Source organism: Microbacterium sp. (genome assembly GCF_041641055.1).
In the GTDB taxonomy this organism is placed as follows: Bacteria; Actinomycetota; Actinomycetes; order Actinomycetales; family Microbacteriaceae; genus Microbacterium.
This window is the reverse complement of the sequence record NZ_JBEPZB010000027.1, coordinates 24,897-44,121: the sequence shown is the minus strand read 5'-3', so window position 1 is coordinate 44,121 and position 19,225 is coordinate 24,897. Positions and strand designations below refer to the sequence as shown.

Below are 19,225 nucleotides of genomic sequence, written 5' to 3'. Positions count from 1 at the left end.
CCTTCTTCTTCGGTGCCATATCCTCTTCCTTTCATCGAACGGATGCCGGTTGCATCCGCTCTCCCGCGAACCCGGCATCTCCGGGCTGCGGTCGTCTGCGCGCACGCCGAAGCGGCACACAAACCACACAAGTCTACCTGATGCTCGCGCATGTCGATCACTGCCGCTCGATGATCGAGCGCCAGGCGGGGCCGATTGCGCAGCGGAACAGCCGGTTTCGGATGCGGAAGTGACCCCGCACGGGCTCAGGGATGCGGAAGTGACCCCGCACGGGCCCGGGGCAAGCGCCGGGAACGCGAGAACGGCCGCCCCGCATGGGACGGCCGTTCTCGAAAAGCAGGTGTCAGATCATCTTCGTGACCTGGTCGAACGACAGCTCGACCGGGGTCTCGCGCTCGAAGAGCGAGACGAGGACCGTGAGCTTGCCGCTCTCGGGCTTGATCTCGCTGATCGAACCGGGAAGACCCGCGAACGAGCCCTCCTTGATGGTGATCGTCTCGCCGACCTCGAAGTCGACCTCGGCCGGCAGCGGACGAGCGACGGCGACGCCGCCCTTCGACGCGATGTTCTTGGCGGTCGGGACATCCTTGACCTCGACGAGCGACTTCAGCATGTTGAAGGCCTCTTCGAAGCGCAGCGGCGTCGGGTTGTGGGCGTTGCCCACGAAGCCGGTGACACCGGGGGTGTGGCGCACGACCGACCAGGTGTCCTCGGTCAGCTCCATGCGCACGAGCACGTAGCCAGGGATGCGCACGCGGGTGACCATCTTGCGCTGGCCGTTCTTGATCTCGACGACGTCCTCCATCGGGACCTCGACCTGGTAGATCTCGTCCTCGACCTCGAGCGTCGACTTGCGCTGCTCGATGTTCGCCTTGACCTTGCGCTCGAAGCCCGCGTAGGAGTGGATGACGTACCACTTGCCCGGGAGCATCCGCAGGTCGAGGCGGAACGCCTCGTACGGGTCTTCCTCGGAGTCGTCCTCCGCCTCGGCGTCGGCATCCTCGTCGCCGTTCACGTCGGGGCCGTCGTACGGGGTGACCTCGTCGGCCTCTGCGGCCTCGAGCTCGGCGGTCTCCTCCGCCACAGAATCGTTCAGGACCTCAGCGGCAGCCTCAGACTCAGCCGCTTCGTCCAGGTTGAGAGCGTCGTTCACGATCGCGTCCGCCTCCGGGTCGTCGATTTCGATGTCGGTGTCGTCCTGCGTGTCGGTCTCGTCCTCGCCGTCGACGTCCTCGATGTGGAGGGCGACATGCTCGGCAGACGTGACCGAGATCTCTTCTGCGGCGAGGACGTTGCCCTCCTGGGCCTCGTCCTCTTCGCTCGACTGCTCGGCAGCCGTCGCCCAGTCGGCGTCGTCGGAATATCGTTCAGACACGTTGTTTCTTTCCAATCACTGCGGCCAGGGCCGCGTGGGCGTCAGGCGCCCGGGACCCCGAAGACGATGTGCGTCACCCAGGCGAACAAGGTGTCCAGTCCGTACACGATGCCCATGACGATCAGAACGAAGACGAGCACCACCGCGGTGAACTTGACCAGTTCCTTGCGGGTCGGCGTGACGACCTTGCGCAGCTCTGCGATGACCTGACGGAAGAACAGGGCGATGCTCCCGAAGAAGCCCACGATCCCGCGCTTGTTCTCGCGGGTGGCGCCGGCCGCGACGACCTCGCCGCGCGGTTCGTCCTGATCCATCCTGAATGTACCTTTCGTGTGTCAGCCTGTGCTGACGCGCAGGGCGGACAGGAATCGAACCTGCAACCTGCGGTTTTGGAGACCGCTGCTCTGCCAATTGAGCTACCGCCCTAGAGACCGGGAGGTCTCGGGGTGTCATCTTCATCTTGCCACCGCTGTCGGACCACAGGGACCGGGCACGGCGAAAGAATGCAGACAACAACTGCTGGTCCAGCATACGGCATCCATCGGCCGGAGCCGAACCGGGTGGGGCATGCCCGTTGTTGTTAGGCTCGGCGAGCGGATGCAACAGGAGGGGATGCGGTGAGTGCTGGCGTGCAGCAGTTCCAGGTGGACCTGCGCGGAGTCGTCGACCTCCTGAGCCGTCACATCTACTCGAGCCCTCGCGTGTATCTGCGCGAGCTCCTGCAGAATGCCAGGGATGCGATCACCGCCAGACGCGAGGTCGACGGCGGCGGCGGGAGCATCCGCATCACCCCGCTGAACGACGCGTCCGGCGAGTTCGTGCTGCGCGACGACGGCGTGGGCCTCACCGTGGACGAGGTCGCCGACCTGCTCGCCACGGTCGGCCGCAGCTCCAAGCGGGACATCTTCGACCTGCCGCGCAGCGACTACCTCGGCCAGTTCGGCATCGGCCTGCTCAGCTGCTTCATGGTCGCCGACACGATCGTGATCCGCTCTCGCAGCGCCCGTGGGGGCGCCGCGGTGGAGTGGACGGGCAACGCGGACGGCACGTTCCGCGTGGTCGAGATCGACGACGACCTGCCGATCGGCACGAGCGTGCACCTCGTGCCGCGTTTCGACTCCGGCGACCTGCTGCGCCCGGCGACGGTGCGCGAGCTGGCGACGACATTCGCCGAGTTCCTGCCGGTGCGGGTGACGCTGGAGACGCCGAGCGGCGACACCGACATCACGCGGCGTGCACCGTTCCTCGACGCCGCGGAGAACGTCGAGGAGGCGCTGCAGTACGGCCGCGACCTGCTCGGAGCGGCGCCGCTCGACGTCATCGAGCTCAGCGAACCGGCCACCGGCACGAGAGGTCTCGCCTATGTGCTGCCCTTCGCTCCCCCACCCGGCGCGCGGCAGGCCACCCGGATGTACATCGGACGGATGCTGCTCGGCGAGCGCGTCGACGACGTCCTCCCGGAATGGGCGTTCTTCGTGCGGGCCGTCCTCGACTCCACCGGGCTCTCGCCCACCGCGAGCCGCGAGTCCCTCGTCGAGGATCCGGCGCTCGAGCGCGTCCGCGAGCATCTCGGCTCCGGCATCCGCCGCTGGGTGCTCGAGCTGGGCCTGCGCGAACCGCACCGGCTCGCCCAGTTCGTGGCGATCCACGAGATCGGCCTCAAGTCGCTCGTGCGCCACGACGACGAGCTCGCGCGCTTCATCACCCGCTGGCTCACGCTGGAGACCACCCACGGGACGATGCGCATCGGCGACCTCGTCGAGCGCTACCCGCATGTGCGCTTCGCACAGTCCGTCGACGAGTTCCGCCAGGTCGCCGGCATCTCCCCCGCATCCGAGGTCCTGGTCAACGGCGGATACCTGTACGACGCCGACCTCGTGCGGATGCTGCCCGATCTGTATCCGCAGACCACCGTCGAGCTCGTCGACGTGGCGGGCGAGCTCGACCGCCTCGACCCCCCTCCCCTCGACGATCGCGAGGCCGCTCTGACACTGGAGGCCCGCGCGGGCGACGTGCTGGCGGCATCCGGATGCGCCATCACCGTCCGCTCGATCGCCCAGCCCGAGCTCGCCGCCCTCTATGTCGCCGATCCCGAGGTGCTGCGCCGGATCGACCGCGGACGGACCAGGGGCATCACCGGATCGCTGTGGGGAGGCGTCCTCGACCGCATCGACTCCACGGTCTCCGCGTCGCGCGATGACGACCTGAGCGCCCGCCTGTGCCTCAACTGGTCGAACAGGGTCGTGCGCGCGCTGGTCCGCGTGCAGGACGACGCGGTGTTCGCCCGTACGGTGCAGCTCCTCTACATCCAGGCGCTGCTGGCAGGGCACCACCCGCTCTCGGACTCCGACCGCGCCCTGATGACGACGGCGCTCACCGATCTCGTCTCGCTCTCCGCCGGCATCGAAGGCGACTCGCTCCCCTTCGACGACGCGCTCTGACTCCGCATCCCGCATCCCGCCTGAAGGGGCTCGCACATGGCACGTCCGAACAAGCGCTTCTCCCAGCTGATCGAGGAGATCGACCGCACCCCGTGGGGTCCGGCCGAGCAGGCTCTCGTGGCCGAGGCCGTCTCGCTCGCCGTCGAGCTCGGAGACGAGCAGCTGGAGTACGAGGCCCGGATGCGCCAGACCGCCTCGGCGAACATGAACGGCGCGACCGATGTGATGCTGAACTCGTTCGCATGGTGCCTGGCCCGCCACGATGCGGATCCGCAGCGGTTCCCTGCCGATCTCGACTACGGCGGCGCCGACCTGATGTGGCAGTTCAAGTGGATGGCGTCCTCGCTGCGCTCCTCACCCGCCTTCTCGGTCGAGCAGATCGCCGCCGTGCTCGACGACATGGAGGCGCACTACCGAGCTGCCGGTCTGGGTCTCAGCGGCGTCCTGACGGCACGGTTCGAGGATGCGTGGGATGCGGGCCGCCTCGACGAGGCCGAGACGCTGCGCGTGCAGCTGGAGGCGACGCCGCGCGACGACCACAGCCACTGCGACGCCTGCGGGCGCAGTCAGTTCGCGGGGTTCTTCGCGGACACCGAGCGGGATGCCGATGCCATCCGCCTCGTGGAGGAGATGATCGAGGGCGGGTTCTCCTGCGGCGAGGAGCCGGAGCACGCCCTGTCACGCGTGCTCGTGCCGTACCTGCGTGCTGGACGGTTCGACGACGCCCGCAGCGCGCACCTGCGCAGCTATCGCCTCGCCAAGGACAACCCCGACAATCTGCGCATCGTCGCGAACAACATCGTGTTCGCCGCGCTGACCGGCAACGAGGCTCGTGCGCTCGCGCACGTCGAGCGCCACCTGCCGTGGCTCGCCCACGACGGTCTCAACGTCGATGCGCACTTCGCCGCCCTGGCCGCCTTCGCCTTCGCCCTCGACCGGGTGAGCGCAGCGGGGCACGGAGGCGCGACCGTGCGCGGAGCCGACTCCGCTGCGCTGACGACGTTCTTCGGCGAGCATGACGGACCGTGGGATGCCGCGGACCTCGCCGCCGCCGCGTGGGCAGCCGCCGAGCGCATGGGTGCCGAGTTCGATCGACGCGACGGCACGGAGGGGCATGCACGCAGTCTCGCGCGCATCCGGGCTCTCGCCGACGAGCACTACGACGTCCCGATCCGGTCGGATGCCTTCGTGAGCACGCCGGACGCCACGACGCCGGCGGATGCGGATGCATGGTTCGACCGCGCGATGGAGCTGGCCCAGTTCGGAGCCGAGCAGGAGACGCTGCATGCCCTCCCCCGGGCGCTGGAGGTGCAGGACCCCGCGAAGCTCGCTCAGCTGCTGTCGATGCGCCTCGGCATCCTGATCGCCCTGGATCGCGCCGACGAAGCCGCCGAGCTGCTGCCCGCCCGCATCGACGCCCTGCGGGCGGCCGGCCTCGACGTGCAGGCCGACCTCGAGCAGCGCCTCGGACTCGCCACCTTCGGCCTGAACACCCCTGAGACGACGGCGGCGCTCGAGGACGAACTCGCCGACGCCGCATCGCTGCCCGCCTGGTCCCGAGGAGACCTCGCCATCAGCCGGGCCTCGCTGCACATGCATGCGGAGGAGCCGGATGCCGCCCTCGACATGGCGGAGATCGCCGCACGGGCCTTCGCGGAGGCGGGCGACGTGCGCCTGTCCAACACCACCACGCTGGTGGCGATCGCAGCCGTCCTGCACAAGGGCGACATCGAGGCGGCATCCGCTCTGCTCGATCGCCTGCTCGCACAGGACGACCTCAGCGTCGGGCATCGGGCACAGGCGCTGCAGATCCGCGCGCGCGTGCGCGGCGGGACCGAGGCCTACCCCGAGGGGGCGGCGGACGCCGACGAGGCCACGCGGCTGCTCGCCGGACTCGGTGCGACCGCGGCGTCGGCGTCAGCGCACCTGCTCGCCGGAGCGCTCTGGGAGGATGCCGGCGATCCCGAGAAGGCCGTCACCCGCTACCGCGTCACCTCGCGCCTCCTTGCCCAGGAGGGGGCGGACACCACCGGCGCCGACTTCCGGCTGGCCAGGGCACTGCTCGCAGCCGGTGAGGCGGAGGTGGCCGCCGAGCTGTTCGGGCAGGTGCTCGAGAGCGAGGAGCGAGCCGAGGTGCCCGCCGCATCCCGCGCCATGACCGCCTCGCTGCTCGCCCGTGCACTCACCGGCGCCGGGGAGTTCGCGCAGGCCGTCGGCGCGTACGGGTACGCGGCAGAGCTGTTCGGCGAGGCCGAGGAGCACGCCGATCAGGCGATCGCCCTGACCGAGCGCGCCAAGATCCTCGCACGGTTCGACGAGCACGACGACGCGATCGAATCGCTCGAAGCCGCATCCACGATCGTGCGACGGGCTCCGGATGCCGTGGGCGCGCTCGCCGACGTGCTGCACAACCTCGGCCAGGCCTACGGCGCGCGGCAGGACCAGCGCGCTTTCGCCCTGTTCGACGAGGTCGAAACGATCGCGCGCGAGCACGACGCGGGCTGGCTGCTGGCAGACGTCACGGACTCCCGGGGACGGGCACTCGCCGAGTGCGGACGCACCGAGGAGGCTGTGGCCGCTGCGCTGACGGCCGCCGACGGCTTCGCCGAGACCGGGGATGTCGGATCCGCCGGCGGCTCCGAGCTGTTCGCCGCCCGCCTGCTCGCCGGCAGCGATCGCGCCGCCGACGCCGTGCCGATCTACCGGAGTGCGCTGGACCACGCGGCCGGGTTTCCGCCGCTGCGCGAGGTGTCCGCGCTCGAGCTCGGCACGGTGCTGGAATCCCTCGGCCGCCATGCCGAGGCGGCGGAGGTGCGCGCGCTCATCGACGGGTGAACGGCGGGGCGCTCCGTCTCCGCATCCTCGTCTGGTCGGGCGTTCGCTCACACCGCCTGCGCAGGAGATCTCGTCCTCCGAAGGACCGATCCGGCGCATCCCTCCTTCGCTGGGCGTGATCTCCTTCGCTGGACGCGGTGCCCCAGCCCGCACCGCCTGCGCAGGAGATCTCCTCCTCAGAAGGACCGATCCGGCGCATCCCTCCTTCGCTGGGCGTGATCTCCTTCGCTGGGCGTGATCGCCGCAGCGCGCGCGGGCGCGACCTCCTGCGATGGGCGCGATCGCCGTCAGAACGCCCGGCTCAGAGGAACTGGCGCCAGTTCGCCCGCGCGAGATCGAGCAGCTCGTCGCCCTTGCCCGACATGACGGTCCGGATCGCGTAGAGCGCGAAGCCCTTGACCTGCGCGGCCTCGATCGCCGGCGGCATCGACAGCTCCTGTCGTTCGGTGACGACATCGAGCAGAGCGGGGCCGTCATGCGCGAGCACCTCGCGCACGGCATCCGGCAGGTCCTCGCTGTTCTCGACCCGACGGGCGAAGATGCCCATCGCCTCGGCGATCGCCGCGAAGCTCGGGTTCGTGAGCTCCGTGCCGTAGTTCACGAAGCCGGCCGCCTTCATCTCGAGCTCGACGAAGTTCAGCGACGAGTTGTTCACCACGATCGTCTTCACCGGAAGCCTGTTCTGCGTGAGCGTCAGCAGCTCGCCGAGCATCATGGCCAGACCGCCGTCGCCGGCCAGGGCGACGACCTGACGGTCGGGATGCGACACCTGGGCGCCGATCCCGTGCAGCAGCGCGTTAGCCATGGAACCGTGTGTGAACGAGCCGATCAGGCGGCGGTTCTCGGTCATCGACAGGTAGCGCGCGGCCCAGACGGTCGGCGAGCCGACGTCGGCGGTGAAGATCGCGTCATCCGCCGCCTGCTCGTCCAAGAGGCGCGCGAGATACTGCGGATGGATCGGCCGCCCGGCCCTGGTGGGTGTCGCGAGGTCATCGAGCTTGGCCCTGGTCTTGCGGTAGTGAGCGGTCGAGTCGTCGAGGTGGTCGCGGTCGCTCTTCTCGGCGAGGCGCGGCAGGAGTGCGGTGGCGGTGGCGCCGACGTCGCCCACCAGACCGAGATCGAGCGGATGCCGCTTGCCCAGCTGCGACCCGCGGATGTCGACCTGGATCGTGGTCGCGTGCTCCGGGTAGAACTGCTCGTACGGGAAGTCGCTGCCGAGCACCAGCAGGGTGTCGGCGGCCTCCATCGCCCGGTAGCCGGAGGCGAAGCCGAGCAGCCCCGTCATGCCGACGTCGAACGGGTTGTCGTACTCGATGAACTCCTTGCCGCGGAGGGCATGCACGATCGGCGCGCCGAGGCGGTCGGCCAGCGCGATGACCTCGTCGTGGGAGCCCTCGACTCCTGCGCCGGTGAGGATCGTCGTCTTCTTCGAGGCGTTCAGCAGGGTGGCCGCGCGGTCGAGCTCGTCACCGCTCGGAACGACCACCGGATGCGAGCGCTCGATGACCACGGCGCGGTCGTCGGCGATCTCGGCCAGCGCGACGTCGCCGGGGATCACGAGCACGGCCACCCCGCGCTGTTCGATCGCGGCGCGCATCGCGATCTCCAGCAGACGCGGCATCTGCTTCGGATCGGCGACGTATTCGACGTAGACGCTGCATTCGCGGAACAGCTCCTGCGGATGCGTCTCCTGGAAGTACCCGGTGCCGATCTCGGTGGTCGGGATGTGCGCGGCGATCGCGAGCACCGGCACCCGGGAGCGATTCGCGTCGTAGAGGCCGTTGATGAGGTGCAGGTTGCCCGGCCCACAGGAACCGGCGACGACTGCGAGCTCGCCCGTGAGCGCGGCATCCGCTGCGGCCGCGAACGCCGCGGACTCCTCGTGCCTCACATGCACCCAGCGGATTCCGCCGTCCTTGCGGAGGGCATCGGTGAAACCGTTGAGCGAGTCGCCGGGCAGACCGTAGACGCGGTCGATGCCGTTGGCGCGGAGGGACTTGACGATGTTCGCTGCGACAGTGGCCATGCATCCAACCTACGCCCGGGCACGGAGGTCGGCTCCGGCCCGGCGCCGGCTCGGCGCCGACCCTCACGGCGCCGCCGGGGACGCAGAAGGGGCGGATGCCGCAGCATCCGCCCCTTCCGCCATGCGATCGCTCAGCCGATGCGGATGAGCTTCTTGTTGACGAACTCGTCGGCAGCCAGGTGCCCCAGCTCGCGCGAGGTGCCGCTGCGCTTGATGCCGCCGAACGGCAGCTCGGGGCTGTCGGCCAGCACGAGGTTCACGTAGACCATGCCCGCCTCGATGTTGTCGGCGACGCGCTCTGCCTGCTCGGCGTCCGTGGTGAAGACGTACGAGCCGAGACCGAAGGTGGTGTCGTTCGCGAGGGCGACGGCTGCATCCTCGTCGGCGACCCGGTAGACGACAGCCGCAGGACCGAACAGCTCCTCGCGGTAGACGTTCATCTCGGGCGTCACGTCGGCGAGCACCGTCGGGGCGAAGAACGCGCCGTCCCTGGTGCCTCCGGTCAGCAGCGTCGCGCCCTGCTCGACGGCCTGGTCGATCTGCTTCTGCAGGTTCTCCGCCGCAGTCTCGGAGGAGACCGGTCCGAGCACGGTGTCGTCGAGCGTCGGGTCGGTCGCCTCGACCGAGGCCATCGCCGCCGTGAACTTCTCGACGAAGGCGTCGTACAGGTCGTCGACGATGATGAAGCGCTTCGCGCCGTTGCACGCCTGGCCGTTGTTGTCGAGACGAGCGTCGACGCCCGCCTGCACCGTGGCGTCGAGGTCGTCCGTCGACAGCACGATGAACGGGTCGGAGCCGCCGAGCTCGAGCGCGACCTTCTTGAGGTTGCGCCCGGCGATCTCGGCGACGGCCGCACCGGCGCGCTCCGAGCCGGTGAGCGAGACGCCCTGCACGCGCGGGTCGGCGATCATGTCGGCGATCTGCTCGTTCGTCGCCAGCACGTTCTGGTACGCGCCCTGCGGGAATCCGGCGTCGTGGTAGATCGCCTCGATCGCGGTCGACGACTCCGGGCACTGCGGTGCGGGCTTGAGCAGGATGGTGTTGCCCACGATCAGGTTCGGAGCCGCGAAGCGGACGATCTGATACGCCGGGAAGTTCCACGGCATGATCCCGACGAGCGGCCCGAGGGAGGACCGGCGGATGATCGCCGAGCCGTCTCCGAGGATCGCGATCGGCTGGTCGGCCATGATCGCCTCGGCCTGGTCCGCGTAGTACTCGGCGATGTCGGCCGCGAAGTCGACCTCTCCGAGCGCGGCCTCGCGGGGCTTGCCCATCTCGCGCACGAAGACGTCGGCGAGCTCCTCGCGGCGCTCGCGGTGCAGCTCCGCGGCGCGGCGGAGCAGGGCCGCGCGCTCAGCCACGGTCGAGGACCGCGACCATTCGCGGTGCGCGGCGTCGGCGGCGGCGACCGCCTCCTCGATCTGCGCGTCCGTGAAGGTGTCGAAGGACGCCAGCGTCTCTCCGGTGGCGGGGTTGATGACGGCGTAATCGGTCATGTTCTCTCCTCCTCTGGCCGCCCGGTCAGGAGACCGGGATCAGCGTGTACTTGGTGGACAGGTACTCGTGGATGCCCTCGAGACCGCCCTCGCGACCGACGCCGGACTGCTTGACGCCGCCGAAGGGGGCAGCGGCGTTGGACACCACTCCCACGTTCAGACCCATCATGCCCGTCTCGAGGCGGTCGATCATGCGCTGTCCGCGCTGCAGGTTCTCGGTGAACACGTACGAGACGAGCCCGTACTCGGTGTCGTTCGCCAGGCGCACCGCGTCCTCCTCGGTCTCGAAGGTCGCGATGGCGAGCACCGGTCCGAAGATCTCCTCGCGGAGGATGGCGGATCCCGGCACGACGTCCGTGAGCACGGTCGGCTCGTAGAACGTGCCGGTGCCCTCGACGGCCTTGCCTCCCGCGAGCAGGGTGGCACCGCGCTCGACGGCGTCATCGACGAGCTCGCCCGCCTTGGCGACGGCATCCTTGTCGATGAGCGGTCCGATGGCGACGCCCTCCTCGGTGCCCCGTCCGATCTTCATGGCGTTGACGCGCTCGGTCACCCGGCGTCCGAACTCCTCGGCGACGTCCTGGTGGACGATGAAGCGGTTGGCCGCGGTGCAGGCCTGTCCGATGTTGCGGAACTTCGCGGCCAGTGCGCCGTCGACCGCCTTGTCGAGGTCGGCATCGTCGAACACGACGAACGGGGCGTTGCCGCCCAGCTCCATCGACACACGAAGCACGCCTTCGGCGGCCTGGGCGATGAGCTTGCGACCGACCTCGGTGGATCCCGTGAACGACAGCTTGCGCAGCCGCGGGTCGGCGATGATCGGCGCCGACAGCGCGGAGGACTTCGAGGTCTGCACGACGTTGACGACACCGGCCGGGAGGCCCGCCTTCTCGAGCAGCGAGGTGAAGAACATCGTCGTCAGCGGGGTGAGTGCCGGGGGCTTGATGACCACGGTGCATCCGGCTGCCAGCGCCGGCGCGATCTTGCGGGTCGCCATCGCGAACGGGAAGTTCCACGGCGTCACGAAGAACGACGGCCCCACCGGACGCTGCGAGACGACCATGTGGCCGGTGCCCTCGGGGTTGATGCCGTAGCGGCCGCTGATGCGCACCGCCTCCTCGCTGAACCAGCGGAGGAACTCGCCGCCGTATCCGACCTCTCCCCGTGCCTCGGCGAGCGGCTTGCCCATCTCGAGCGTCATCAGCAGCGCGAGGTCCTCCTTGTGCTCCTGCACGAGGTCGAACGCGCGGCGCAGGATGTCGCTGCGGGTGCGGGGCGCGGTGGCCGCCCACGAATCCTGGGCGGCGACGGCGGCATCCAGAGCACGGATGCCATCGCCGGGCGTGGCGTCGGCGATCGTGCGGATGACCGCCCCGGTCGCCGGGTCGTGCACGTCGAACGTGCCGCCGGTCTCACCGTCGATCCACTCTCCCCCGATGAAGAGGCCGGTGGGGATGCTGTCGAGCAGCGCCTGCTCTGTCTGAGTGCTCATGGGTTCTCTTTCTGTGGGGGCGGGGATTTCAGGTCAGCGGCGGCGGATGCTCGGCGGCGCGTCGACGCCGAGGGTCTCGCCACGGAAGAAGGCCGGGCGACGGATCGCCTGCCAGATCATGATCGCGATGCCGACGACGATGATGCCGACACCGAGGACGAACACGAGGCCGAGGCCGCCGATGCTCGATCCGCTGCCGTACGCCGGGTCCATCGAGTCGATGAGCGTCGTCACGAACAGAACCGCGAGGATGACGCCGCCGACCAGCGGGAACAGGAGCGTGAAGAAGAAGCTCCTGGCCGAGTCGAACCACTGCCTGCGGAAATACCAGACGCAGGCGAAGGCGGTGAGTCCGTAGTAGAAGCAGATCATCATGCCGAGCGAGAGGATCGTGTCGGTGAGGACGTTCTCGCTGACCAGGCGCATCACGGCGTAGAAGACGGATGCGACGACGGCCGAGACGATCGTCGAGTAACCCGGGGTGAAGAACCGCGGGCTGACCCGTGCGAACTGCTTGGGCAGCGCACCGTAGTGCCCCATGGCCAGGAGCGTGCGGGCGGGGCCGACGGCGGTCGACTGCAGCGAGGCTGCGGAGCTCGACAGCACGGCGAGCGAGACGAGGAACGCCAGCGGCCCGAGGATCGGGTCGGACAGCGCGAAGAACACGTTCGCGGAGATGTCCTCGTTCGCGAGTCCGTAGTCCCCCGTGCCGACACCGGCGAACATGATGAGACCGATCGCGAGCAGCAGGTAGAGGCTCACGACGACCACGACGGTGACCATCGCGGCGCGTCCGGGCGTCTTGGTGGGGTCCTTGGTCTCCTCGTTCATGGTGAGGACGACATCCCAGCCCCAGAAGATGAAGATCGACAGCGAGAGGCCGGCGGCGAAGGCGCTGAACGACGGCACCTCGAACGGGTTGAACCACGACCACGAGAACGCGGTCGGCTCCGGTGCGTCGCCGTTGACGGCCTTGACGATCGCGACGGTCGCGAAGACGACGAGCACGAGCACCTGGAAGCCGACGAGGATGTACTGGAACTTCTGGGTGGTCTGCATGTCGCGGTAGGACACGAGTGTCGCGCCGAGCATGAAGAGCAGACAGACGACCACGTTGATGAACGGGTTGAACGCGAGGTCCGCGATCTCGGGGTTGCCGCTGAGCTGTGCGATCAGCAGGAACAGGAACTCCACGGCGATGCCGGCGAGGTTCGACAGGACGATCACGGTGGCAGCGATCAGGCCCCAACCCGTCATCCAGCCGATCCACGGTCCGAATGCCCGCACGCCCCAGGTGAAGGAGGTGCCGGAGTCCGGCATCATCCGGTTCAGCTCCCGGTAGCCGAACGCCGTCAGCAGCATCGGGATGAATCCGACGAGGATGATCGCGGGCACCTGCGTGCCGACGACGGCCACGGTCGGGCCGAGGGATGCGGTGAGGGTGTAGGCCGGGGCGATCGTGGAGACGCCGATGACGACGGCTCCGAGGACGCCGACCGCTCCCGCGCTCAGCCCTTTCTGCGAGATGCCGGTGGTCACGCCGGATTCGGGCTCCGTCGCCCGGTTCGTGCTGCTCATCAGCGTTCTCCTGCTTCGGCGCGGGTGCGCGGGACGACGATCATGGGGACGGGCAGTTCGTGCAGCATCTTCGCTGCGGTGGAGCCCAGGAACAGGCGGCGCGGCTGCGCCAGCCGGCTGGAGCCGACGAGGACGACCTCGCCGGGCAGCCAGGTGAGGTTCGCGACCGCGTCTTCGACGGAGTCGCCGGGCGCCTCCTCGACCTCGGCCTTCAGCTCTTCGGGGAGCAGGCCCTTCGCGACGGCGAGCACATCGTGGGCGTGCGCGTCGCCGACCAGGCGGATCGCTCCCGTGTCGAGTCCCGGCGGGACGTCGAACGGCACCAGGGAGACGAGACGGAGCCCGACGCGCGACTCGGTCGCGATCGCGGCCGCCTCGTCGAGCAGATTGTCGGCGCCTGCGCGGTTGCCGACCGCGACGGTCACGCGGGGCAGGACGTGGTCGTCCTCGTCCGCGGTGCCCGCCGGCGCGAGAGCCACCGGGATGGTCGAGGAGTGCAGCAGCTCCGAGGCGACGCTGCCGAGGCGGTGGCGTCCGAAGATGCTGCCCCCTGCGGTGCCGACGACGATCACACGGGCGTCGAACTCCTCACCCGCCGCGATCAGCCCTTCGGCGAACGACTCGCCGAAGCGCACGTGTCCGGTGCGGGTCAGCTCCTGAGGCAGCCGGACCACGGCATCCTCGAGCCACTCCTTCGCCTGGCGGCGGATGTGGTCCTCATACGCGCGCTCCGGCGGGACCGCCGCACTGCGGGTGCCCTCCGAGGGGAGCACGATCACGAGGTGCAGGACGGCCCCGAGGCTGCGGGCCAGCCGCGCGCCGAGCGCTGCGGCATCCGCTCCCGCATCCGTCGCCGTGTAGCCGACGACGACCGCGCCGGTCATCAGCCGACCTCGACCTTGTCACCGGCAGTGCGGCTCGACTCGACGATGTTCGCCGCGGCGAGGTGGCCCATGCGGATGGCCCCGTCGACGTGCTGGTACCCGGCGCCGGCCATGTCGCTGCAGGCGAAGTGGATCGGACCGACCGCCGACCGGAGGTCCGCACCATAGCGGTGCAGGCCACCCATGTCGAAGCTCGCCGCGTATGCGCCGCGGGTCCACTCCTCGCTGCCCCAGTCGCTCTCGTAGTAGACGACCGGGTTCTTGGCCTCGTCGCCGTAGTAGTGCGAGAGCGACTCGAGGATGCGCTGCTTGCGCTCCTCGGCAGACAGCTCGAAGACGCCGTCGGCGTTCTGGTCCGACACGAAGCCGACCAGCGTCCCGCGCTCGTCACCGTGGTTGGTGTTGTCGTAGGCCTCGTGCACGATCTCGTAGGGGCTGAACGCCGTCGCGCTGAGTCCCTGCTCGCGCCAGAACGGGCGCTCGTACACCGCGTGCACCTTGATGACGAATCCCATCGAGAGGTGCTGGTGGAGCTGGTGCTGACGGCGCGGCAGCGGCGGCACGAAGGCGATGCGGCTGTACAGCACCGGCGCGTGGGCGAGGATCGCGAACCGGGCGCGCACGGTGGTGTCGTCTGTCGTGGCGGTGACGCCCTCGTCGCCCCATTCGAGCGAACGTACCGGCTGGTTCAGGAGCACGTCGTCGCCGAGGCGCTCGGCGAGCAGCAGCGGCACCTTCTGCAGGCCGCCCACCACGCGCTTGTCGAGGATGAAGTCCGCGTCGACGAGGTTCGAGTACGAACCGGCGGACGCGGCCATCAGCAGCGACTGGAGCAGCGAGAAGCTGTGCGTGGGCTTTGTGAGCATCGCGGAGCCGGTGGCGAAGGCGAGGTTGCGGACGGCCTCGTCGTCGTCGGTCTGCACGCGGAGCCAGGCGTCCCAGGTGATCGAGTCCCACTCCTGGGCGAGCGGGTGCTCCCACGGGCGGTCCGGGTCGATCTCGGCGACCATGCCGTCGAGACGCTCGGTGATCTCGGCGATGACCGCCTCGGTCTCCGCCGACACCGGGAACATCTCGCCGGTGAATCGGTGCGCCTGGCCGTCAGGGCCCACGTACACGCTGTCGCCCTCGCGGTAGCGGCTGTACGTCTCGAGCCCCAGTTCCTCGATGGTGTCCTTGAGTGCATCCTGGTCGGGCGACACCCACTGCCCGCCGATCTCGAGCATGGCGCCCTCGATGACATCGGTCCACAGTCGCCCGCCGACACGGTCGCGTGCCTCGAGGACGGCGACCGACAGGCCTGCCTTGCGCAGGTCGTTCGCCGCGGTGAGCCCTGCGGCTCCGGCTCCGACGATCAGCACGTCGCGAGTGATCTCAGCCATCTGCATCTCCTTCGTTGGAAAAAATGTGCCGGTCGTGACTCGAAATCCCCCGATACGAGTCACGACCGGACGTGTGTTCGGGTCGCGGTCGCCCGCGACCGGGTCTGCCTCAGGCCTGGGCGAGCGCGGCCGCGACCACGTCGAGGCCTTCGTTCAGCAGGTCGTCGCCGATCGAGAGCGGAGGCAGGAAGCGGATGACGTTGCCGTAGGTGCCGCAGGTGAGGACGATGACGCCCTGGGCGACGCAGGCCTTGGCGACGGCCGCGGTGAGCGCGGCGTCCGGCGCCTTGGTCTCCGGGTCGACGAACTCGGCGGCGATCATCGCGCCGTGTCCGCGGATGTCGCCGATGCGGGCATCCTTCTCCTGGATCGCGCCGAGGCGTGCCGTGAGGATCCCGCCGATCTCGCGGGCGCGCTCGATGACCCCGTCGTTCTCGAAGACGTCGATGGCGGCGAGCGCGGCGGCGCACGCGATCGGGTTGCCTCCGTAGGTGCCCCCGAGGCCGCCGGCGTGCGAGGCGTCCATGATCTCGGAGCGCCCGGTGACGGCGGCGAGCGGCAGACCGCCGGCGATGCCCTTGGCCGTGGTGATGAGGTCGGGCTCGATGCCGAAGATCTCGCTGGCGAACATGTGTCCGGTGCGCGCGAACCCGGTCTGCACCTCGTCGGCGATGAAGACGACGCCGTTCGCGCGGCACCAGTCGAGGATCGCGGGGAGGAAGCCCTCGGCCGGGACGATGAATCCGCCCTCGCCCTGGATCGGCTCGATGATGACGGCGGCGAGGTTGTCGGCGCCGATCTGCTTCTCGAGCTGCAGGATGACGCGGGCAGCGGCCTCGCCGCCCTCGAGCCCGTCGCGGAAGGGGTACGACATCGGCGCACGGTACACCTCGGGGGCGAACGGGCCGAAGCCGCTCTTGTACGGCATCGACTTCGCCGTCAGCGCCATGGTGAGGTTGGTGCGGCCGTGGTAGCCGTGGTCGAAGGCGACGACGGCCTGGCGACCGGTGTGCTTGCGGGCGATCTTGATCGCGTTCTCGACGGCTTCGGCACCGGAGTTGAACAGTGCGCTCTTCTTGGCGAAGTCGCCGGGGGTGAGACGGTTGAGCGCTTCGGCGACGCCGATGTACGACTCGTACGGCGAGATCATGAAGCAGGTGTGCGTGAACTGGGCGGCCTGGGCGGCCACCGCGGCGGCGACCTTGGGGTGCGCGTTGCCGACCGTCGTCACGGCGATGCCGGAGCCGAGGTCGATGAGCGAGTTGCCGTCTGCGTCGACGACGACACCGCCGCCGGCGGCGACGGCCGCGACGGGAACGGTGTGCCCGACGCCTGCGGCCACGGCGTCTGCCTTGCGGGCGAGGATCTCGGCCGAGCGGGGGCCGGGGAGCTCGGTCACGAGGCGACGCTCCTGGGGAAGGTCGGGTCCGCCGAGGGGGGTTGCAACAGCTGCGGTGTCGAGGAGTGCCATGTGGGCGAGCGTACGACCGGAGAGCAGCCGGATGCATTCGCCGAACTGTACAATCTCTCCCAGAGTATCGCCGCGCTGTACAGAGCAGGCGTACTCACGACAGAGGGAGACGGGCATGGATGTCACGGAGCAGCCGACACTGCGCGCGCTGCTGAGCCGTCGAGACCTGGGCCTGCGTCTCGTGTCGCCCGAGGAGGATCTTCCCCGCGGAGCCCTCGACCAGCCGCTGCGCTGGGTGCACAGCTCCGACCTCGCCGACCCCACTCCCTTCCTCGCGGAGGACCTCGCCCTGCTCACGACCGGCACCCAGCTCGATGCCGACACGGCGATCGACGTGTACGTGAGTCGACTGGCCGACCGCGGGGTGCGCGGCCTCGGCTACGGCACGGAGGTGCATCGCGCCGGCATCCCCGACGAGCTCGTCGCAGAATGCCGGAGCCGAGGCATCCCCCTGTTCGAGGTGCCCTACCTCACTCCGTTCATCGCGATCGCCCGCGCGCACTCCGAGGCGATCGCCGCGCAGGCGTACGCCCGCCGGTCGTGGGCCCTGGACGCGCAACGCGCGCTCGCTCTCGCGGCGCTCCGCCCGCACGGCCTCGACGCCACGCTCGCCGAGCTCGGCCGCCGGCTGGGTGCCTGGGTCGGCATGTTCGACGCCTCCGGGGCGCTGAATCTCTCGCACCCGCGCACCTCGGCACCGTCGAGCAGGCTGACAGCCCTCGGCGAGCGCGCCACCGAGATCCTCAGCAGAGGGCTCGAGGCCGGGCAGTCGCTGACGATCGACGGCCGGACGTTCATGCTCTTCACGGTCGGACGCGGCGGGCAGTTGCGCGGCGTGATCGCGCTCGCCGTCGACGCCCTCGATCCCGAGGCGCGCACCGTCGTGACCTCGGTGATCGCGATGGCGGGGCTCGCCCTCGAGCAGAGCGACCAGCTGGCGCGCAGTCGGCGGCGCCTGCACTCGCAGCTGCTCGGATCGCTGCTCGAGAACGAGCCGGCCCTCGCCAGGAGGGTGCTCGGCGGACTCCCCTCCGCACCGGTCACGGTCGCGGTCGCTGCCGACGCCCCGGCCGGTCCACTGACGGACTGGTGGGAGCGGCGCCGCATCGAGCACGGCACCCCGAGCTTCCTCGCCGAGTCGACGGAGGGCGTCGTGATGTGCGTCTCGGTCGCCGACGACGCCCTGCTCGACGAGGTGGCCACGCGCTTCGGCATCCGCATCGGCGCATCAGGCTCGGAGTCGTACGATGCCTTCGCCCGTGCACACGCTCAGGCACTGGCGGCTCTCCGTCAGCAGGCAGATGCAGGGGTCTTCCGCTATGCGGACACGGTGGGGTCCAGCATCCTCAGCGCTCTGGCGACGGATGAGGCGCGGCTGGTGGCCGAGTCCCGCCTGGCCCCTCTGCGAGACCATGACGCGCGATCGGGCTCCGATCTGGAGGGCTCACTGCGCACCTGGCTGGAGCACGACGCCCGCGTCGATCCTGCCGCTGCCGCACTGGGAGTGCACCGGCACACCCTGAGATCCCGCATCACGCAGTCGGGGGCACTGCTGGGGATCGACCTGTCGTCGTTCCCGGCTCGGGCGGAGCTGTGGGCGCTGCTGCAGACGGCGCGCGACTGAGCGGATCGGCCGGGTGGAGGTAGCGTCCGACGAACTCCTCGAACAGGGACACCATGTCGACGGACTCGTCCAGGAGCCATTGGAGCTGGATGCCGTCCATGACAGCGCTGATCAGTCGTGCCGCCGACGCGGGGTCGATGTCGTCGCGCACCTCGCCGTCGCGCTGACCGCGGCGCAGGATCTCCTCGGCCTCGGCGGCACGGTCGCGATAACGCGCCGCGAAGTCCGCGTGCGAGGGGTGCTCGGGGTCGACCGCCTCCGCGGAGACGATCGCGTAGAGCGAGGTCAGACCTCGCGACGTCTGATTGTGCGCGACCACCCGCCTGGCCTGCTCGACCAGCGTGTGCTCCGCGGGGTCCCCGGCGGCCTCTCGCACCTTCTCGTCGCGCTGGTGGAGCACTTCGGCGAAGAGCTCCTCCTTGCCGGCGAAGTGATGCAGCAGGCCGGCCGGCGTCATGCCGACGCGCTGGGCGATCTCCCGCAGCGATCCGCCGTTGAATCCCGTGCGGGAGAACACCGCCAGCGCCTCATCGACGATGGCCTGTCTGCGCGCCTGTCCCGTGGCGTAGGGGCCGCGGGGTCCGCGCCCCGCGGCCGGTCGCTCGTCCGTGCTCATCGTCC

At 69.7% G+C, this 19,225-nt stretch carries 14 protein-coding genes and 1 tRNA gene; 4 read left to right on the top strand and 11 right to left on the bottom strand.

Annotation, left to right across the window (positions count from 1 at the left end):
- Positions 1 to 233: hypothetical protein (locus tag ACESK8_RS14590; protein WP_372969270.1), on the top strand; the 233-nt coding region annotated here is incomplete at its 5' end.
- A gap of 110 nt (positions 234 to 343) precedes the next feature.
- Here the strand turns inward: ACESK8_RS14590 and nusG are convergent.
- The 3 genes from nusG to ACESK8_RS14575 form a co-directional block, all read right to left on the bottom strand.
- Positions 344 to 1,375 (bottom strand): transcription termination/antitermination protein NusG, encoded by a 1,032-nt coding sequence (gene nusG, locus ACESK8_RS14585; RefSeq protein WP_060926662.1) that lies wholly within the window; start codon positions 1,373 to 1,375, stop codon positions 344 to 346.
- A 41-nt stretch (positions 1,376 to 1,416) separates the two neighbouring features.
- Positions 1,417 to 1,689 carry a preprotein translocase subunit SecE gene (gene secE, locus ACESK8_RS14580; RefSeq protein ID WP_060926661.1) on the bottom strand — a complete coding sequence of 91 codons (273 nt, stop codon included), beginning with the start codon at positions 1,687 to 1,689 and terminating at the stop codon, positions 1,417 to 1,419.
- Positions 1,690 to 1,728: 39 nt separating this feature from the next.
- Positions 1,729 to 1,801, bottom strand: a tRNA-Trp gene (locus ACESK8_RS14575).
- A gap of 191 nt (positions 1,802 to 1,992) precedes the next feature.
- Between ACESK8_RS14575 and ACESK8_RS14570 the strand changes: the two genes are divergently transcribed.
- Both ACESK8_RS14570 and ACESK8_RS14565 read left to right on the top strand, forming a co-directional pair.
- Positions 1,993 to 3,816 carry an HSP90 family protein gene (locus ACESK8_RS14570; protein ID WP_372969269.1) on the top strand — a complete coding sequence of 608 codons (1,824 nt, stop codon included), beginning with the start codon at positions 1,993 to 1,995 and terminating at the stop codon, positions 3,814 to 3,816.
- 36 nt (positions 3,817 to 3,852) lie between these two features.
- Positions 3,853 to 6,651: a hypothetical protein gene (locus ACESK8_RS14565; protein WP_372969268.1), complete on the top strand. Its 2,799-nt coding sequence runs from the start codon at positions 3,853 to 3,855 to the stop codon at positions 6,649 to 6,651.
- A gap of 301 nt (positions 6,652 to 6,952) precedes the next feature.
- Here ACESK8_RS14565 and poxB read toward each other — a convergent pair whose 3' ends face one another.
- The 7 genes from poxB to gabT all read right to left on the bottom strand — a co-directional run bounded on the left by poxB (position 6,953) and on the right by gabT (position 16,980).
- Positions 6,953 to 8,677 (bottom strand): ubiquinone-dependent pyruvate dehydrogenase, encoded by a 1,725-nt coding sequence (gene poxB / locus ACESK8_RS14560; protein ID WP_372969267.1) that lies wholly within the window; start codon positions 8,675 to 8,677, stop codon positions 6,953 to 6,955.
- A gap of 131 nt (positions 8,678 to 8,808) precedes the next feature.
- Complete coding sequence (locus ACESK8_RS14555; RefSeq protein WP_372969266.1) at positions 8,809 to 10,173, bottom strand: NAD-dependent succinate-semialdehyde dehydrogenase; 1,365 nt, start codon at positions 10,171 to 10,173, stop codon at positions 8,809 to 8,811.
- Positions 10,174 to 10,198: 25 nt separating this feature from the next.
- The gene (locus ACESK8_RS14550; RefSeq protein WP_372969265.1) at positions 10,199 to 11,665 is read right to left on the bottom strand and encodes an NAD-dependent succinate-semialdehyde dehydrogenase; all 1,467 of its coding nucleotides are present in this window, start codon (positions 11,663 to 11,665) and stop codon (positions 10,199 to 10,201) included.
- Positions 11,666 to 11,698: 33 nt separating this feature from the next.
- The gene (locus ACESK8_RS14545; RefSeq protein WP_372969264.1) at positions 11,699 to 13,243 is read right to left on the bottom strand and encodes an APC family permease; all 1,545 of its coding nucleotides are present in this window, start codon (positions 13,241 to 13,243) and stop codon (positions 11,699 to 11,701) included.
- Positions 13,243 to 14,127: a universal stress protein gene (locus tag ACESK8_RS14540; protein WP_372969263.1), complete on the bottom strand. Its 885-nt coding sequence runs from the start codon at positions 14,125 to 14,127 to the stop codon at positions 13,243 to 13,245. The genes ACESK8_RS14545 and ACESK8_RS14540 overlap by 1 nt, the downstream gene beginning before the upstream one ends.
- Positions 14,127 to 15,509 carry an NAD(P)/FAD-dependent oxidoreductase gene (locus ACESK8_RS14535; protein ID WP_060926655.1) on the bottom strand — a complete coding sequence of 461 codons (1,383 nt, stop codon included), beginning with the start codon at positions 15,507 to 15,509 and terminating at the stop codon, positions 14,127 to 14,129. The genes ACESK8_RS14540 and ACESK8_RS14535 overlap by 1 nt, the downstream gene beginning before the upstream one ends.
- A 109-nt stretch (positions 15,510 to 15,618) precedes the next feature.
- On the bottom strand, positions 15,619 to 16,980 hold the full coding sequence (gene gabT, locus ACESK8_RS14530) for a 4-aminobutyrate--2-oxoglutarate transaminase (protein ID WP_372969262.1): 1,362 nt from the start codon (positions 16,978 to 16,980) through the stop codon (positions 15,619 to 15,621).
- Between the two features lie 115 nt (positions 16,981 to 17,095).
- On the opposite strand from gabT, the gene ACESK8_RS14525 reads away from it, so the two are divergent.
- Complete coding sequence (locus ACESK8_RS14525; protein WP_372969261.1) at positions 17,096 to 18,604, top strand: PucR family transcriptional regulator; 1,509 nt, start codon at positions 17,096 to 17,098, stop codon at positions 18,602 to 18,604.
- Here ACESK8_RS14525 and ACESK8_RS14520 read toward each other — a convergent pair.
- Positions 18,513 to 19,220: a TetR/AcrR family transcriptional regulator gene (locus tag ACESK8_RS14520; RefSeq protein ID WP_372969260.1), complete on the bottom strand. Its 708-nt coding sequence runs from the start codon at positions 19,218 to 19,220 to the stop codon at positions 18,513 to 18,515. The two genes, ACESK8_RS14525 and ACESK8_RS14520, sit on opposite strands and share 92 nt — an antisense overlap.
- Positions 19,221 to 19,225 lie beyond the last annotated feature (5 nt).

Bases quoted from the DNA above. Each gene is read 5' to 3' on its own strand.
- ACESK8_RS14550 (WP_372969265.1), bottom strand. From the start codon at position 11,665: ATGAGCACTCAGACAGAGCAGGCGCTGCTCGACAGCATCCCCACCGGC.
- gabT (WP_372969262.1), bottom strand. From the start codon at position 16,980: ATGGCACTCCTCGACACCGCAGCTGTTGCAACCCCCCTCGGCGGACCC.
- ACESK8_RS14540 (WP_372969263.1), bottom strand. From the start codon at position 14,127: ATGACCGGCGCGGTCGTCGTCGGCTACACGGCGACGGATGCGGGAGCG.
- ACESK8_RS14545 (WP_372969264.1), bottom strand. From the start codon at position 13,243: ATGAGCAGCACGAACCGGGCGACGGAGCCCGAATCCGGCGTGACCACC.
- ACESK8_RS14535 (WP_060926655.1), bottom strand. From the start codon at position 15,509: ATGGCTGAGATCACTCGCGACGTGCTGATCGTCGGAGCCGGAGCCGCA.
- ACESK8_RS14520 (WP_372969260.1), bottom strand. From the start codon at position 19,220: ATGAGCACGGACGAGCGACCGGCCGCGGGGCGCGGACCCCGCGGCCCC.
- secE (WP_060926661.1), bottom strand. From the start codon at position 1,689: ATGGATCAGGACGAACCGCGCGGCGAGGTCGTCGCGGCCGGCGCCACC.
- ACESK8_RS14555 (WP_372969266.1), bottom strand. From the start codon at position 10,173: ATGACCGATTACGCCGTCATCAACCCCGCCACCGGAGAGACGCTGGCG.
- poxB (WP_372969267.1), bottom strand. From the start codon at position 8,677: ATGGCCACTGTCGCAGCGAACATCGTCAAGTCCCTCCGCGCCAACGGC.
- ACESK8_RS14525 (WP_372969261.1), top strand. From the start codon at position 17,096: ATGGATGTCACGGAGCAGCCGACACTGCGCGCGCTGCTGAGCCGTCGA.
- ACESK8_RS14565 (WP_372969268.1), top strand. From the start codon at position 3,853: ATGGCACGTCCGAACAAGCGCTTCTCCCAGCTGATCGAGGAGATCGAC.